A 16,392-nucleotide genomic window follows, 5' to 3' on the forward strand; every position below is an offset into this window, starting at 1 on the left:
CAGCCTTTGTTTTTCACTTGCAGGAAAGGCGGGATTGTTTGCATCTTTTATAATTACAGCGCCCGAACTAAGCGCCCGAAAAACGGCTTAGTTGACGAGGATGGAGGTTATCGAATTTTCGGCGGATGCCTCCCGGCTGATTCATTTAGATCACAGCCGTAAGGATTTCTTCAAACCGGAGGGGCGACTCTCCGAACAAAGAGAAATCACATGATCTTCCAAAAAAACATGTGGGAGGGGACGATTGAAAGTCCCCTTGTAATTTGACTTTCTTCGTCTCCTTTTGCACCTTTAGGAGGAAGAAAATATGTGTGGAATTGTAGGTTATATCGGTCAGCTTGATGCGAAAGAGGTTTTGTTAAAAGGATTAGAGAAGCTTGAGTACCGCGGCTATGACTCTGCCGGTATCGCTGTGGCGAATGAGCAGGGCGTGCATGTGTACAAAGAAAAAGGCCGCATCGCCGACCTTCGGGAAGTGGTGGATCACACGGTTGAATCTCAAGCGGGAATCGGCCATACACGCTGGGCGACTCACGGCGAACCAAGCTTCCTGAACGCTCACCCGCATCAAAGCGCACTCGGCCGCTTTACACTTGTTCACAACGGTGTGATCGAGAACTATGTTCAGCTGAAGCGCGAATACCTTGAAAGCGTTGAACTGAAAAGCGACACGGACACTGAAGTAGTCGTCCAAATGATCGAGCAATTTGTGGCGGGAGGACTTAGCACGGAAGAAGCGTTCCGCAAAACACTGACTCTGTTAAAAGGTTCTTACGCAATTGCATTATTTGACGGTGAAAACACAGACACCATTTACGTTGCAAAAAACAAAAGCCCTCTGTTAATCGGTCTTGGAGATACGTTTAACGTCGTGGCATCTGACGCGATGGCTATGCTTCAAGTAACGAATGAATACGTTGAGCTTTTGGACAAAGAAATGGTGATCGTGACAAAAGACGAAGCCGTGATTAAAAACCTTGACGGTGAAGTCATGACACGTGCGTCTTATATCGCTGAGCTTGACGCCAGTGATATCGAAAAAGGCACATACCCTCACTACATGTTAAAAGAAACGGATGAGCAGCCGCTTGTCATGCGCAAAATCATCCAAACGTATCAGGACGAAAACGGCAGACTGGCCGTGGCCGGCGATGTCGCTGACGCCGTGGCGGAAGCGGACCGCATTTATATCGTGGCTTGCGGAACGAGCTACCATGCCGGTCTTGTCGGGAAACAATATATTGAAATGTGGGCAAACGTACCGGTTGAAGTGCATGTAGCGAGTGAATTCTCTTACAACATGCCGCTTCTGTCTAAGAAGCCGCTCTTTATCTTCCTTTCTCAAAGCGGAGAAACAGCGGACAGCCGCGCCGTGCTTGTTCAAGTCAAAGCGTTGGGTCACAAAGCGCTGACGATTACAAACGTTCCGGGATCAACGCTTTCCCGTGAAGCGGATTACACATTGCTTCTGCACGCAGGCCCTGAGATCGCGGTTGCATCAACAAAAGCGTATACGGCTCAGATTGCCGTCCTCGCGATCCTTGCATCCGTTGCAGCAGAACGCAACGGCGTTGATATCGGTTTTGATTTGGTCAAAGAATTAGGTATCGCGGCAAACGCCATGGAAGCCCTCTGCGACCAGAAGGACGAAATGGAAATGATTGCGCGTGAGTACCTGACTGTTTCAAGAAACGCTTTCTTCATCGGCCGCGGCCTTGACTACTTCGTATGTGTCGAAGGCGCCCTGAAGCTGAAAGAGATTTCTTACATCCAGGCGGAAGGCTTTGCCGGCGGCGAGCTGAAGCACGGAACAATCGCTCTGATTGAAGAAGGAACACCGGTCTTTGCGCTTGCGACACAAGAACACGTCAACCTGAGCATCCGCGGAAATGTGAAGGAAGTCGCAGCCCGCGGCGCCAACACTTGTATCATCTCGCTGAAAGGCTTAGAAGACGCAGACGACAGATTCATCCTGCCGGAAGTCAACCCTGCGCTTGCTCCGTTGGTATCTGTTGTGCCATTGCAGCTGATCGCTTACTACGCTGCACTGCACCGCGGCTGTGACGTTGATAAACCGCGCAACCTTGCGAAGAGTGTGACTGTGGAGTAGAGGGAGGTTTCCCTCCCTTTAGATTACAGTAGTCTTATAAAAATTAATAATTAGAATCAATTTCGATAAAAAGCAATCTCTTCAGAAAACTGAAGAGGTTGCTTTTTTGATATTTCTCATAAGTTTGGATGGGGAATGAAAAGGTATTAATTGAGGCTTTTCACAAATTAATATCCAGAGTTAAATAAATTTTATTAATATTGCCACCCTACTAGAAAATGCATTCAATGGATAGTATAACTAAAAGTCGCTATGCTATCGCTAACATTTTGATGTATAATTGGGATAGGTTAATAAAGCTCAAGCGAAAAGAGGGGTATACATATTTCCGGAATATAGAAAGTTCATTTAAGACTAAAAGTCTATAATTTGCTGATAAGTATATAGAAATAATCTAACAAATCGAAAATAATAGTACAAAATGAATCGATTCACCCTTATAATATTAAAATTAAGAAATTCAATAATATAACTATCATAAGTAGTAGATTTGTGGTTTCTGTAGGATAGAAAGGAATTACCATGAATAAAAAATGTCAAGTATTTACGCCTGGTAAAATAGTAGAAGAAATGTTAGACAAGATAGATTACAAAAAAAAATTATACGGAAAAAAGGTATTAGAGGATTCCTGTGGAAACGGAAATATCTTATTGATGATAGTAGAAAGATATATTAACTCTTCCATAATTGAGGGATATTCTCTAACTTCTATTAAAAGAGGATTGGAATCAGATATATATGGTATAGAAATTGACAGGATACATTATAAAAAGTGTTTAGTGAATTTAGACCGTATAGCTGAAAAATATGATATGCATGATGTTCACTGGAAAGTTTTCAATGAGGATAGTTTGAAAAAAAAATGGGAAATAAAATTTGATTATATTATAGGTAACCCACCTTACATAAAATACAGTGAAATAAACCCTGATACAAGAAGGTTTATAAAGGAAACCTTTATAACATGTTCTATCGGGAAGTTTGATTATTGTTATGCTTTCGTGGAATCAGCTTTAAATAATCTGAATAAAACAGGAAAACTAATATATTTAATTCCTAATAGTATTTTTAAAAATGTTTTCGGTAAAGATTTAAGAAATTTATTGTTAAATAAATTAAATGAAATTATAGATTACACTGATTTTAAAATATTTCCAAATGTATTAACTTCTTCGGCTTTAATTCTAGTTGATAATAATAGAATTTCTAATGAAATCAAATATTGTGATGCGAAAAAGGGATTTAATCATAAAATTTCTAAATCAAATCTAGGTGAAAAATGGGTGTTTAAAAAAGAAAGAAAAAAAAATAGTAAGCATATAAATAAATTCAGTGATTTTTTTAGTGCTTCTATATCTATAGCTACTCTTCTAAATGAGGCTTTTGTCATTAAAGATTTTGAATATATTGGAGAATATATTAAAACAAAGAATAATTATATTGAAAAAGAAGCAATTAAAAGAGCAATGAGTCCGAAATCTATGAATTATAATAAATCTGAAATAATTATATTTCCGTATTACTATAAAAATAATAATTTAAAAAGATATACAAAAAAGGAGTTTGGAGAAAATTTCCCGGAAGCTGTAAGATATTTGAGAAAATTTGAAGATAAACTAAAAAAAAGAAAATCGAGTAAGAATACTGAGTGGTTTGAATATGGGAGAACGCAGGCATTAAAAAATCTCAATCAACATAAATTACTATTATCTACAGTAGTTACTAAGAAAATAAAAGTCTATGAATTAGATGAAGATTGTATTCCGTATTCAGGTATATATATTATCTCTAAAGGGTCAAAAGATCTGAATATTGCGAAGGAAATTCTCCTCAGTGAAGATTTTTTTAATTATGTTAAAGATATTGGAATAAATGCAAATGGAGAATCTATAAGAATTACAGCTAATGATATTAATAATTTTGAATTTAATTTAGAGGAGTTGATAAAAAATGGGCACAATGAAATATAAAATATCATCTCGCACAGCTTTATTATTAGGGCGTGAAAGTGTATCTAAAGTAGAAGGAGCTATTATTGAGTTAGTTAAAAACACCTACGATGCAGATTCTGATTTATGTTATATTTATTTTGATCAATTAAATGATAGTTTATATATATTAGATAATGGAGTTGGTATGACAAAAGAAATAATAGAGAATTGTTGGATGATTATTGGTACAGATAATAAAAGAGAAAATTATAAATCCAAAAAAAATAGGATAAAATCTGGGGAAAAAGGAATAGGAAGATTTGCTTTAGATCGCCTAGGAAGTAAATGTGAAATGTTAACTAAAAATTTCAAAGAGCAATTGATACTATGGAAAAATGATTGGACTGAATTTGAGGAAACCGGAAAGACCATAGATGAGATAGAAGCGGAATTTGACTATCTGGATTTAAACTTTATAGATATTATACCGGAAGAGATATTAGAGAATATTCATGCTTTAGAAAAAAGCTTAAATATTAAATACAATATGGAAACAGGAACGATTATAAAGATTAGTGATTTAAGAGACATCTGGACCGCTGAAAAGATAGATGGTTTATTTGACTCTTTGGGTTTTTTAATACCTCCTTCAGAACAAAAAGAGTACGTAATATGTGTTCAAAAATCTCCAAGTGAAAAACATATTGTCATAGAGAATCAAATTTCTGATGAATTTGATTATAGATTAAATGCAGAATTTGATGGAGAACAATTTAAAGTATTCTTATATAGAAACGAATATGATTTAGATGTAATTCCAAATGAGCTATTTGAGTTAGAAGAATTTCAAATACATCCTTTTAAAAAGGAAGACTTTAAAGCAAAAGAAATTCTAATTGAGCAATCTATTTCACAATTATTAAAAACTAGTAGTGAGAAAGAAATTGAAAAAGCTAAAAAAGTAGGACCATTTAAATTTGAATATACTTTTATGAAGCTAGGATTGACTGCTAAAGATAAAAAAATGTTCTTTTATAAAGAGATAAGCAAAAATAGAAATGATTGGATGGATTTACATAATGGAATAAAAATTTACAGGGATAATTTTCTAGTTAGACCCTATGGTGATCAAAAATCTGACTCATTTGATTGGCTTGGAATAGACGCGAAAAGAGCAAATAACCCTACAGCTGTTGCAAGTAAATCTGGCCGTTGGAATGTTCGTAATAAACAAGGACAGGGAACAATTTTTATTTCTAGAGTTTTGAACGATAAAATTTCGGATAAATCTAGTCGTGAAGGATTGATAGAAAATGAGTATTTTACTATTTTCAAAGAAATGATATTAGGTATTATAGCTTTGTTTGAGCAAGACAGAGCATATATAGCTAGAAATATGAAGAAGTTTAATCAAGTAATAAATCAAAAGGAAAAAACTAAGCAGGAAGCCAATAAGATTGCGAAAGAAATAATTGAGAAAAAACGACAGACGGAAACAAATTTTTTAAAATTTATAAAAACAAAGGCAACTACAGAAACAGAAACAGAAACAGAAACACAAACAGAAACAGAAACACTCGCTAAAGCTGTAGAATATTATCGCGAAGAAAGAGAAGAATTAATATCAGAAATCAAGTTGCTGCGAGAGTTAGCTACAAATGGTTTAATCACAACATCCATAGTGCATGATTTAAAAACAATAAGAGCGAATTTAACTAGCAGAGTTGAGGTTATTAGAAGAAGTATTGATAATAATCCTAATATATTAGAAAGGAGTTTAAATGATTTGGAGAGATCTGATGTATTTTTGAAATCCTGGATAAGTGTAATCATAAATCAAAAAAAAGATCGAAGAAAAAGAACTAAGAAAAATCTTACTGAAACTATAAAATCGATCGTTAATTTAATAAACCCTATTTTGAGTCAGAAGAATATCATTGTAGATATAAAATCCGATAATCAAGTCTATAAAAAAATATTCTCTTCAGATTTTGAAAGCATCATTTATAATTTAATAATTAATTCGATTGAATCTTTTGAAAAGAGAAGTCCTAAAGAGAGAAAAATTTTTATTAATTTAAAAGCCCTCGAGAAAGAATTCATTTTATTATATAAGGATAATGGAAAAGGATTAGATGATATATTTCAGGATCCAAATGAGATTTTTAATTACGGGGTTACAAGTAAATGTGATAGGAATGGTGTTAAAATTGGTACAGGTTTAGGTATGTATATTGTTGCTGCTACATTAAGAGAGTATGATGCTAAATATAAAATTATAGAAAGTAGTAACGGTTTTGGATTAGAAATGAAATTTAAAATATAAAAGGAGATATAAATGGATACTTTTAAAGTGGGAATTATAGATGATGACTCTTCCAAAGTAACTCAAATTATGTATAGAATAACGAATGGGTTTGAGAATGCAAATTATGAAAAGCGAGCCAAATATTCAAATATAAAAGTTGAAGCCTTCGAAATAGAAATCGAACAGAATATTCAAGTTACAGTGAATAATATAATTGAAGCGGATATAGATGGATTAATAGTTGATTATAAATTGTCATCATATAAGAACGTAGATTATTCAGGAGTAGATGTTGCGACAGAATTAGAGAAAATTAAATATGACTTTCCAATCTTTGTACTGACTTCTTATGAAGATGATCTTTTTGTAAATGAGATTTTTAATTCATACCAAGTGTTCGATTTTGACAGATATCTTAATGAAGATTCAGAAAGAATAGAACTAAATTTTAAAGTAATAGAGCAAATTTTGAAAACAAAAAAGCAACAGAAAAAATGGGAAGACGAAATATTAAATTTATTACCATCTGCAGGAACTAGCCTTGAAGTTGATAGTAAATTGATTGATTTAGATGACAAACTCGAAAAGTCATTGAATGGAAAAAGTATGGTGCCGAGAAAATTAAAAGAGGAACTGCAATCAGATAAAATAACTGAGTTACTAAATAAATTAGATGGAATTATCGAGAAGGAGTAATAGATTTGTTAAATATTCATCAAATAAAGCCTAAGAGAACATATACAGGGGAGAAGTGGAAAAGCAATACTTCTAATAAAAAAAGACTAGCAAAAGATTTTAACAATAGATGTGGTTATTGTGACGATTTAGATACGTATGGTGGGGGTTATAATGTTTATCACGTAGAGCACTTTGCTCCTAGAGAAAAATTCAAAGAATTACAATATACTTATGATAATTTGTTATATAGTTGTCCTTATTGTAATATATCAAAATCCAATAAATGGGTTGGAGCGACATCAAATGAGAATATATTAGGTGAAGAGGGTTTTATAGACCCATGTGGTAAAGAATATGACGATCACTTAAAGAGAGCAGTAAATGGACGTATTATATACAAGACTTCTATAGGTTTTTATATGTATAAAGAATTGAAATTATATTTGAAGAGACATGAAATACTTTATAATCTAGAGAAAATAAGATTGAAAAGGAATCAATTAAAAGAAAAAATTGAAATTAAGAAGAATGCTTGTTTAGACTATTCGATTTTAGAATATACATATAAAGAATTATGCGTCTTATTCTGTGAATATTTTGATTTGATATTCGAAGAAGATGTCGTGCTTAGTTAATTAAATAATCAACTCTTTTATCTAGAAAGAAGAAAAGCTCGTTTCTGATTTCTGATCAGTCTTTTTCATTATGTGAGAGTTTCTTCTACTATAAAAGGACTTTATCGATCTATTGAATATTGTTGGAAAACCCTGTTTGAAATACTTATACAGGATTTAAAGTGCATTTTATTCTCAAATTTTTCTTTTTTAGTGCGTTCGCATCTTATCTGCCATTCATTGTTCACCTTCTAAGGGATACGTCGTTATTTTGAGATGACGTCTCTTTTCTAAATCCAAGTAAGATTAGTGGTTCATATTCGGAGAAGAAAATCAAGCTCCTGTTGATTGACATATTTTAAGTGCACTGAATCTCTCCAAATCCCTATAGGGCCTGGGTTCTGATACTTTTCTTTACAAATCTGCATGTACCGCATCTTCAGCGGTCTTAGCAGTTAAAAATATTCACTTTTTGCAGTTCATATATTCTACTCGGAATTAAAAGCTTAGACAGTTATCGACATCTATGTCTAAAGTGGAGCAATTATTGCTTCGTCTCCTCTATAAATGTAAATATAACAGTTTGTACAAAACTAAATTAAAATAATTCGAAATTTAACCAGAAATTTATTTTCTTATATTACTCTTTCAATGTTACTTGAAAGGGGGAATGTTATGAGGAATTACATAAAGCTATAAAAATCTTACTTTTCTTGTGTTCTTATTTTTGTCAGTCTCTGTCTTTATCTATTACATATACCAATTAAGTGAGGAGGCACCACTTATAAAAGGCAAAGAAACACAAGTCAAAAGAAGGCGGTAAAAGGATGAATGTGTATCAAGAGGGGAGAGGAAAAAATACATTTGTGTTTATGTCATGATATGGTATCGCTGTACTGTTTTTGGAATGGTATATATTAATAGTAAGTATTCGAAGAAAACAAGATTGCGGTAGAGGAAAGACCGGGCTATGGATACAGTGACTCGTACAACGATGACAGCAATATTGATAAATTGTTAGAACAGACGAGAAAAGTGCTTATGAAGAGCGGGGATAAACCTCCGAGGGTGCGAATCTTACATTTACGATATCACCGATTGATTATCTGTTAAAAGTGAGCGGGACTGACGATAAAGATCTCACTCAGCAGATTGAAGCCGTCTTAAACTCCGGGGAAAACAGCAAAGAGCTGTTTGCGCACATCATTCGCAGCCGGAGTGATGACTCCTCGCAGTTTACGCCGGAAGCATATGAGAAATATCAAGTCATTCGGGAAATGTATGAGGTGACCGGCTATCATCTGAAAGACTTGCAGATCGTGGACGGAAAGTACGTCACAGAAGACGGCCGTGACCTTTTAGACGTCTATAAGGAAGCGCTGCAGCTCGATCCTTTGTTGAAACATACGGCGGCAGAAGCGGCCGCCCATTACGGACAGGCGCTCACGAAGCTTGCGAGAACGGGTTATGATGCCATTCCTGATTTGGTGCTGTCCATTGAGTATAAAAACGGATCTCTGCGTGATGTCGGCCAAAGCAGGCAATACGGATCTGGAGATACAGGTTGGCTTTCTGAATGGAAACGGGAGCTGGGTGTGCGTATATAAATTGAGAAAAAAGCTGACAAATGATGCCGTCAGCTTTTCTTTATGTCTTTTCTTAAAACTCCTCATACTCCGCCGGGTCTTGGCCGTTTATGCGTCCGTCGGGGCGGGTAAGCGAGTCGATGATGTTCATGTCGTTTTCATCAAGAGAGAAATCAAAAACAGAGATGTTTTCAAGCTGGCGCTCGGGCGATGCTGATTTTGGAATCGGGATGGCGCCCAGCTGGATATGCCAGCGTAAAATGACTTGAGAAATGGTTTTGCCGTATTTGTCCGCAATCTGTCCGAGTTTTTGATCGTTCAATACTTCACCGGCGCGGGATAACGGACTCCATGATTCTGTCACGATGCCCTGTTCTTCGTGCCATTGGCGCTGCTGCTGCTGATTAAAAGCGGGATGCAGTTCAATTTGGTTGATGCCTGGCTTTACGCCGGTTTCACGTTCGAGCCGTTCGATATGCTCAGGCAGGAAATTGCAGACGCCGATGGATCGGATCAGGCCCCATTTTTTCGCATCAATCAGTGCCTGCCATGCTTCCGTGTAGCGGTCTTGTTTCGGATTCGGCCAATGGACGAGATACAGGTCATAGTAGTCCAGACCGGCGCGGTATAAAGATTCTTGGATGGTTTGTACAGCTTTGTCATAGTCATGGTAGCGTCCGGGCAGCTTGGACGTCACGTATAGCTGTTCTCTCGGAACAGAGCTTCTGCGGATGGCTTCTCCGACCGTCCCTTCATTTTCATAGTTATAAGCGGTGTCAATCAGACGGTAGCCGATATCAATGGCGCTGGTAATGGCATGAACGCCATTGTTTCCATTAAGAGCGTATGTACCGAAGCCGATCGCGGGAATGCTTGTCCCATCCAGCAGTTTCTTTTGCGGAATTGTCCCAGTCATCATTAAATCCCTCCTTGTTTTCTACTTTACCATTATTCTTACAAATGAAACATAATAATGGAAGGAAATGAGATGATCCGCACATGAAAAAAGCTGACGGAGAACCGTCAGCTTTAAATTTGAAACATCCATGCTACGACGGGGCCGAAGACCGACCCTAACACGGCGCAGAGCGTCATGGAAACAGAACTCATGGAGACCGTTAATTCTCCGTACTCCATTGCTTTTGAGGTGCCGAGCGCATGGGAAGCGCTCCCGAATGCAATTCCTTTCCCGAGTGAGCTGCGGATGCGGATCCACTTGAGAAGCAGCGGTCCTAAGATAACGCCGGAAAACCCTGCGATCATCACGAACACGACTGTCATGGAAGGGACACCGCCGATACCGGACGCAATCTGTATGGCGACAGGCGTCGTAATTGATTTTGGGATAATTGACAAAATCAAACTCCGGCTGATGCCGAACAGCTCTGCAAATAGCAGGCCGCTGACCATTCCGGAGAATAAACCGGCCAACACGCCGCCGATGATCGGAAACATATACTTGATTAACACCCGGCGCTGCTTATAAAGCGGGTATGCCAAAGCCACCACGGCGGGGCCGAGCAGTGAATTGATCCATTGGCCGCCGATCATATAGTCTTTATACGAAATATGAAAAACAAGCAGCACGGCGATAATGAAAATCGTAGTCGTCAAAACCGGTATGAGAAAGGGATATGGAAAGCGCACATATAATTTCACCATAGCCAGATAGGCGGCGGCCGTGAACAAAATTATAAGGATTGCGATACATGCTTGCTGCACTTCTTTTTCTCCTTTCTCTGATTGGCTTTGTGCTCTAACAGCTGGCTGGCGTACCCTGCGGCGATCATTGTGACGATGGTGCTCAGCACGATGATCAGAAACAGAGCAGCCCCGCTGGCGGAAAACAGTGACGGGTAATTGATGACGCCCGTCATGGCCGGAATGAATAACAGCGGAAGAAAAGACAGCAAAAATCCGGCTCCGTCTTCAATCATTTTGACGGGAATGATCTTAACCGATAAACATATGATCAGCAGGATCAAACCGATGATACTGCCGGGAATGGGCAGGTGAAAGAACTGCTGAACGGCTCCCCCGATAAAGGAAAATGCGAATAAAATAATGATTTGCAAGATGATGCGTATGACTTTCACGACAATGCTGTTCTTTGGAGAAGAGCAGCTTCCCCCTTTCTTGATGCTTCGATATGTTTCTTTACTTTTTGCGCATATATTTGTACTATACAAATATATGTATGCAAAATCTTTCTATATGTTTTCTGAGTAAATGTGCATATGTTTGTATTATACAACTAATATTGCTGTTGTCAATTGTAAGGAGTGAGGCTGTTGTCAAAACAAGATCCGATTGAATTAATTGAATATGAGCTCACCACTTTTATCAGGAGAGCTGTTTATCTTGATAACTCCGACCGTAAAATCGGACATCTGGAAAGGGCTGCGTATTTATTATTACGGCAGCTGGATGAATTCGGGCCGGCGCGAGTAAAGGAATTAGCCGAATCTTTTAAGCTGGATATTTCCACATTGTCACGCCAGGCAGCGGCCTTGGAGTCGAAAGAGCTGATCCAGCGTTTTTCCGATCCTTCTGACGGGCGGGTCAGTCTGTTTGCGATTACGAAGCTTGGCAAACAGAGGTTAAAAGCTGATAAAAAGATGCGTCTTGATCGATACCGACATATGCTTGACGATTGGTCAGGCGATGAAAAAGAAATATTCGGCCGGCTTTTGCTGCGGCTGAATGAGGCATTTATCGATTAATGTATGATTTTTGCCGGTTAAGCAGGATTATGGCGTATACAAGGGAGAATGGAAGAGAGTAAGACTTTACGCCATTCTGCTTAGCAAAAATAATATTGAATAGGGGGCGGAACATGTTTCTCCAGGGACATCCTGTTTCTCGGAGGCTGCGGCATTTATTATCTCAATATTCATAATTCAATAAAAATGAAAGCGCTTTATTTTTAGTCTGTTGGTTTAGGGTGCAAGGTGTTTACCTGAAAAAAACAATTGTATTTTCCACGAAAATTTATTATGATGGAATAAGGAAATTGGAGATTATATAACAATAGAAAGATAGAATATTTCTAATATTGCGGGAAATGAAGAGTGAGTTAGGTTCAACAGGTGCACCTTCTGCTTCATTATTTCACATATATCAGAGCTGTTAAGAGGAGGAAGCGAAGTGGCAAACAAAGAATTAAAGAGAGGCTTAGGCGCGCGTCATATACAGATGATTGCGCTGGGCGGCACGATCGGTGTCGGTTTATTCATGGGGTCATCCAGCACGATCGGATGGACCGGGCCGTCTGTCCTGCTGGCTTATGCGATCTCAGGTATCTTTATCTTTTTTATCATGCGTGCGATGGGCGAAATGCTCTATGTAGAGCCGAGTACAGGGTCGTTTGCGACGTTCGGCCATAAGTATATACATCCGTTAGCCGGCTATATGACGGCGTGGAGCAACTGGTTTCAATGGGTGATCGTCGGGATGTCTGAAATTATCGCCGTCGGTTCGTATATGAAATATTGGTTTCCTGATCTGCCGGCATGGATTCCCGGCATTATCGCCATGGCCATTCTCGGTGCGGCGAATTTAATTTCGGTAAAATCTTTCGGTGAGTTTGAATTTTGGTTTGCTATGATCAAAATCGTCACCATTATTCTGATGATCGTGGCCGGAATCGGGATTATTTTCTTCGGTTTCGGTAACGGAGGGCATGCGATCGGATTATCTAATTTATGGTCGCACGGCGGTTTCTTCACAAATGGTTTTTCAGGATTTTTCTTTGCCTTGTCTTTGGTTGTTGCGGCCTATCAAGGGGTCGAACTGATCGGGATTACGGCAGGGGAAGCGAAGGACCCGCAAAAAACGCTGCGAAGCGCGATTCAGAGTATTATTTGGCGGATTTTAATTTTCTACATCGGTGCGATTTTCGTCATCGTTACCGTATATCCGTGGAATGAGCTTCACTCACTCGGCAGTCCGTTTGTTTCGACATTTGCGAAAGTCGGGATTACGGCGGCGGCCGGTTTGATTAACTTTGTTGTGATTACCGCTGCGATGTCCGGATGCAACAGCGGGATATTCAGTGCGGGACGCATGCTTTATACATTGGGCGTGAACGGACAGGCCCCGAAATTCTTTAAGAAAGTTTCTTCGAGCGGTGTGCCGATATTCGGTACGCTTGCGGTATTAATCGGACTTGTGATCGGTGTCGTGCTGAACTACATCGCGCCTCCGAAAGTTTTTGTCTATGTGTACAGCGCGAGTGTGCTGCCGGGAATGATTCCGTGGTTCGTCATTTTAATCAGCCATCTCGGTTTCAGAAGAGCGAAGGGCGCTGAGCTTGATAAGCATCCGTTTAAGATGCCTTTTGCGCCGTTTACAAACTATTTGACGATCGCTTTCTTACTCATGGTATTGATCGGCATGTGGTTTAACAAAGATACGCGGATTTCTTTGGTTGTCGGGGTGATTTTCCTGGCGATTGTGACGGTCAGCTATTATGCGTTCGGTATCGGCAAGCGCATGCCTGGTGAAAAATCGAAAATAGAAGACGCTGTATAATTCAAAAAGACACCTCTCTTACAGGGGTGTCTTTTTCGGCTTGTCCGCGAGTGGTATACTGGTTAAAAAAAGCAGAACCGGGGGAAACATCGATGAGTCATTACCGTACGTTATTATTTGATATAGACAATACGCTGCTGGATTTTACCGCTTCAGAAACCGATGCTCTTCAAAAATTGTTTCAAGGTTCAAAGCTGGAGCTGACGGCAGAGGTGGAAGCCCGTTATAAAGCGTTAAATCAGGGGCTGTGGAAAGCGTTTGAAGAGGGGGAAATGACCCGCGATGAAGTGGTGAATACACGGTTTGCCCTTTTGTTTAAAGAATACGGCCTCGAAGCCGACGGCGTGCTGTTGAATCAGGCGTACCGCCAATACTTAGAAGAAGGGCACCAGATGATAGACGGAGCTTATGAGCTGATTGAACGGCTGAGTCCTTTATTTGATTTATACATCGTGACGAACGGCGTCTCAAGATCACAATATAAGCGGCTGGGCGACTCCGGTCTGTATCCGTTCTTTAAAGATGTGTTTGTATCTGAGGACACGGGTTTTCAAAAGCCGATGAAGGAATACTTTGATTACGTGTTTGCGAGAATTCCCGGTTTTTCTGCCGAGGGCGGACTTATTATCGGCGATTCACTGAGCGCGGACATAAAAGGCGGTCAGATGGCGGGAATTGATACGTGCTGGTTTAATCCCGGAAAGAAAGCAAATGAGTCCGGAATCATCCCGACGTATGAAATTCATTCGCTTGATGAGCTGTATGATGTGCTGAACGTGGAGCGGAAAGCCGCCGCTCATTTGTAAGGAGAATACGATGAAGATTGCACATACGAAGTTACTGATCAGGGGTTTTGCATTACTATCAATCTTTCATGCGATTCTTCAGCTTCCTCCCGGCCGGGGGGAGCTGAAGGTTTTTTTGTCTGTGCTCGTGATGATGCTGACGGCTAATGACTGCCTGCGGCCGCTGTATATGAAGAGAAGGCCTGCTGTATATCAAGGCTCTTTTCTCCTGAGCAGCGTTATCGCGGGAGTTCTTTTGTACAATGTCTATAGTGTGGGGACACAGGCTGTAATGGTGCTTTTATTGGCGGAGGTGCTTATTACTGATAAGCAGATTTCGGCTGTTTTGTTAACGATGAATGCCGCCGCATTTGCCGCCGCTTTATACGCCGGCGGAGCGGGTGTCAGTGATATCGTGCCGCCATACTTCATCATGTTTGCGGTGATTTATTTATATCGGAAAAACCTGCAGGAGAAGTCGAAGGTTGAATTGCTGAACCGAGAGCTGAAGATCGCTAATGATACACTGAAGGAATATTCAGACCGGATTGAAGAACTGGCCGTTACGAAAGAAAGAACAAGAATTGCGCAGGAGCTGCATGATTCTCTCGGTCATTATCTGGCTGCTCTGAAAATGAATTTGGAATTTGCCGGGAAGACAGCCGGGCATCAGCCGGACAAAGTGAAGCAGATCATTCATAAGGCGCATGATCTTACGAAAGAATCCATTTTAAAGCTTCGCCAGGCCGTTATGCTGCTGCAGGGCTCTTTGCCGGGGCGGGGATTTGAGCAAGAGCTTCGTGACATTTTCAGCCATTTTCAAGAGGCGGGAGGCATACGCTTCGAGCTGGAGATGGATGCGGCCATAGAAGCGGAACAGCCGGATGTGAAGCATTGTCTTTATCAATCCGTTCAGGAAACGATTACGAATACGATAAAGCATGGACATGCTTCATATGTTTCTGTCCGGATTCAAAAAAACCGAAACATGATATTGGCGCATATTCATAATAACGGCTCAGCCTGCGGAACGATCATAAAATCAAATGGTCTGAAAGGAATTGAGAAAAGAGCAGCCGCACTTGGCGGAGAGGCTGTTTTCTCGTCTGGGAAGGAAACGGGTTTTGACGTGAAAATAAGGTTTCCGTGCAAGGAGGATTAATCAAGTGAATGTCATGATTGCAGACGACCAGTCCATTGTGAGAGAGGGGCTGAAAATGATTCTGAGTCTTCACGAAGGAATTCAAATATCGGGAGAGGCTTCTTGCGGCGAAGAGGTTCTCCGGCTGCTTTCTCAAACCGAAACTGATGTGATTTTGATGGATATCAGAATGCCCGGTATGGACGGAATCGAAACGACAAAAGCGGTAAAAGCGCGATATCCGTCCGTAAAAGTCATCATTCTGACAACGTTTGAAGATGATCACTATATTTTTGCCGGGCTGAAAAGCGGAGCCGACGGCTATCTCTTGAAGGATGCTGATTCAGATGAAATTATCGCCTCCCTTCAAGCCGTTTATGAAGGGAAGATGATGCTGAATCCCAAAATCACGGTTTCCGTCGTAAAAGCGCTGAACAATATGGAGATCCCTGCGGTGCAGAAAGAGCCGCGGACAAAGCTGAAGGAGATTCTCACGCCGAGAGAGCTTGATGTGGCGAAACACATTATGGAAGGCAAAAGCAATAAACGCATTGCCGCAGACTTATTTCTGACTGAAGGCACTGTGAAAAACTATGTATCCAGAATCCTCGATAAACTTGAAGTGTCAAACAGAACCGAGCTTACTTTATATTTGCAAAAATTGCTATAACCCCGCTTCACCCTCCTCTCTCTCTTTTTATCACT

Annotated in this window: 13 protein-coding genes and 1 pseudogene; 11 read left to right on the forward strand and 3 right to left on the reverse strand. The window is 39.7% G+C overall.

Features of this window, described 5'->3' with window-relative positions:
* Positions 1-307 precede the first annotated feature (307 nt).
* The 6 genes and pseudogenes from glmS to NYE50_RS01170 form a co-directional block, all read left to right on the forward strand.
* Positions 308-2,110 carry a glutamine--fructose-6-phosphate transaminase (isomerizing) gene (glmS, locus tag NYE50_RS01145; RefSeq protein WP_159353719.1) on the forward strand — a complete coding sequence of 601 codons (1,803 nt, stop codon included), beginning with the start codon at positions 308-310 and terminating at the stop codon, positions 2,108-2,110.
* Between the two features lie 522 nt (positions 2,111-2,632).
* The gene (locus NYE50_RS01150; protein ID WP_224988735.1) at positions 2,633-4,081 is read left to right on the forward strand and encodes an Eco57I restriction-modification methylase domain-containing protein; all 1,449 of its coding nucleotides are present in this window, start codon (positions 2,633-2,635) and stop codon (positions 4,079-4,081) included.
* Entirely contained in the window at positions 4,062-6,368 is a 2,307-nt protein-coding gene (locus tag NYE50_RS01155) for a sensor histidine kinase (RefSeq protein WP_224988736.1), read from the forward strand. The genes NYE50_RS01150 and NYE50_RS01155 overlap by 20 nt, the downstream gene beginning before the upstream one ends.
* Before the next feature lie 12 nt (positions 6,369-6,380).
* Entirely contained in the window at positions 6,381-7,046 is a 666-nt protein-coding gene (locus tag NYE50_RS01160; protein ID WP_224988737.1) for a hypothetical protein, read from the forward strand.
* A 5-nt stretch (positions 7,047-7,051) separates the two neighbouring features.
* A complete protein-coding gene (locus NYE50_RS01165) occupies positions 7,052-7,663 on the forward strand; it encodes an HNH endonuclease (RefSeq protein ID WP_224988738.1) in 612 nt (203 codons plus the stop codon).
* 1,043 nt (positions 7,664-8,706) lie between these two features.
* A pseudogene (locus NYE50_RS01170) lies at positions 8,707-9,249 on the forward strand (DUF4885 family protein); the annotation flags it as partial.
* Between the two features lie 52 nt (positions 9,250-9,301).
* Here the strand turns inward: NYE50_RS01170 and NYE50_RS01175 are convergent.
* From NYE50_RS01175 to NYE50_RS01185, 3 genes are all read right to left on the reverse strand, one after another.
* Positions 9,302-10,147: an aldo/keto reductase gene (locus NYE50_RS01175; RefSeq protein ID WP_079890943.1), complete on the reverse strand. Its 846-nt coding sequence runs from the start codon at positions 10,145-10,147 to the stop codon at positions 9,302-9,304.
* Between the two features lie 110 nt (positions 10,148-10,257).
* Entirely contained in the window at positions 10,258-10,950 is a 693-nt protein-coding gene (locus tag NYE50_RS01180) for an LrgB family protein (RefSeq protein ID WP_007408978.1), read from the reverse strand.
* Positions 10,920-11,324: a CidA/LrgA family holin-like protein gene (locus NYE50_RS01185; protein ID WP_003156751.1), complete on the reverse strand. Its 405-nt coding sequence runs from the start codon at positions 11,322-11,324 to the stop codon at positions 10,920-10,922. Before NYE50_RS01185 ends, NYE50_RS01180 begins: the two co-directional genes overlap by 31 nt.
* Before the next feature lie 195 nt (positions 11,325-11,519).
* Here NYE50_RS01185 and NYE50_RS01190 point away from each other — a divergent pair, with 195 nt between their 5' ends.
* The 5 genes from NYE50_RS01190 to NYE50_RS01210 all read left to right on the forward strand — a co-directional run bounded on the left by NYE50_RS01190 (position 11,520) and on the right by NYE50_RS01210 (position 16,357).
* Positions 11,520-11,951 (forward strand): MarR family winged helix-turn-helix transcriptional regulator, encoded by a 432-nt coding sequence (locus tag NYE50_RS01190; RefSeq protein WP_060562998.1) that lies wholly within the window; start codon positions 11,520-11,522, stop codon positions 11,949-11,951.
* Between the two features lie 424 nt (positions 11,952-12,375).
* On the forward strand, positions 12,376-13,761 hold the full coding sequence (locus NYE50_RS01195) for an amino acid permease (protein WP_022552512.1): 1,386 nt from the start codon (positions 12,376-12,378) through the stop codon (positions 13,759-13,761).
* A gap of 92 nt (positions 13,762-13,853) precedes the next feature.
* Positions 13,854-14,567: a YjjG family noncanonical pyrimidine nucleotidase gene (locus NYE50_RS01200; RefSeq protein ID WP_021495325.1), complete on the forward strand. Its 714-nt coding sequence runs from the start codon at positions 13,854-13,856 to the stop codon at positions 14,565-14,567.
* A gap of 10 nt (positions 14,568-14,577) precedes the next feature.
* On the forward strand, positions 14,578-15,708 hold the full coding sequence (locus tag NYE50_RS01205; RefSeq protein ID WP_159353723.1) for a sensor histidine kinase: 1,131 nt from the start codon (positions 14,578-14,580) through the stop codon (positions 15,706-15,708).
* 4 nt (positions 15,709-15,712) lie between these two features.
* Entirely contained in the window at positions 15,713-16,357 is a 645-nt protein-coding gene (locus tag NYE50_RS01210; RefSeq protein ID WP_159353724.1) for a response regulator, read from the forward strand.
* Positions 16,358-16,392 lie beyond the last annotated feature (35 nt).

The sequence above is a fragment of the Bacillus sp. EU55 genome (assembly GCF_038005925.1).
Classification (GTDB): Bacteria; Bacillota; Bacilli; order Bacillales; family Bacillaceae; genus Bacillus; species Bacillus velezensis.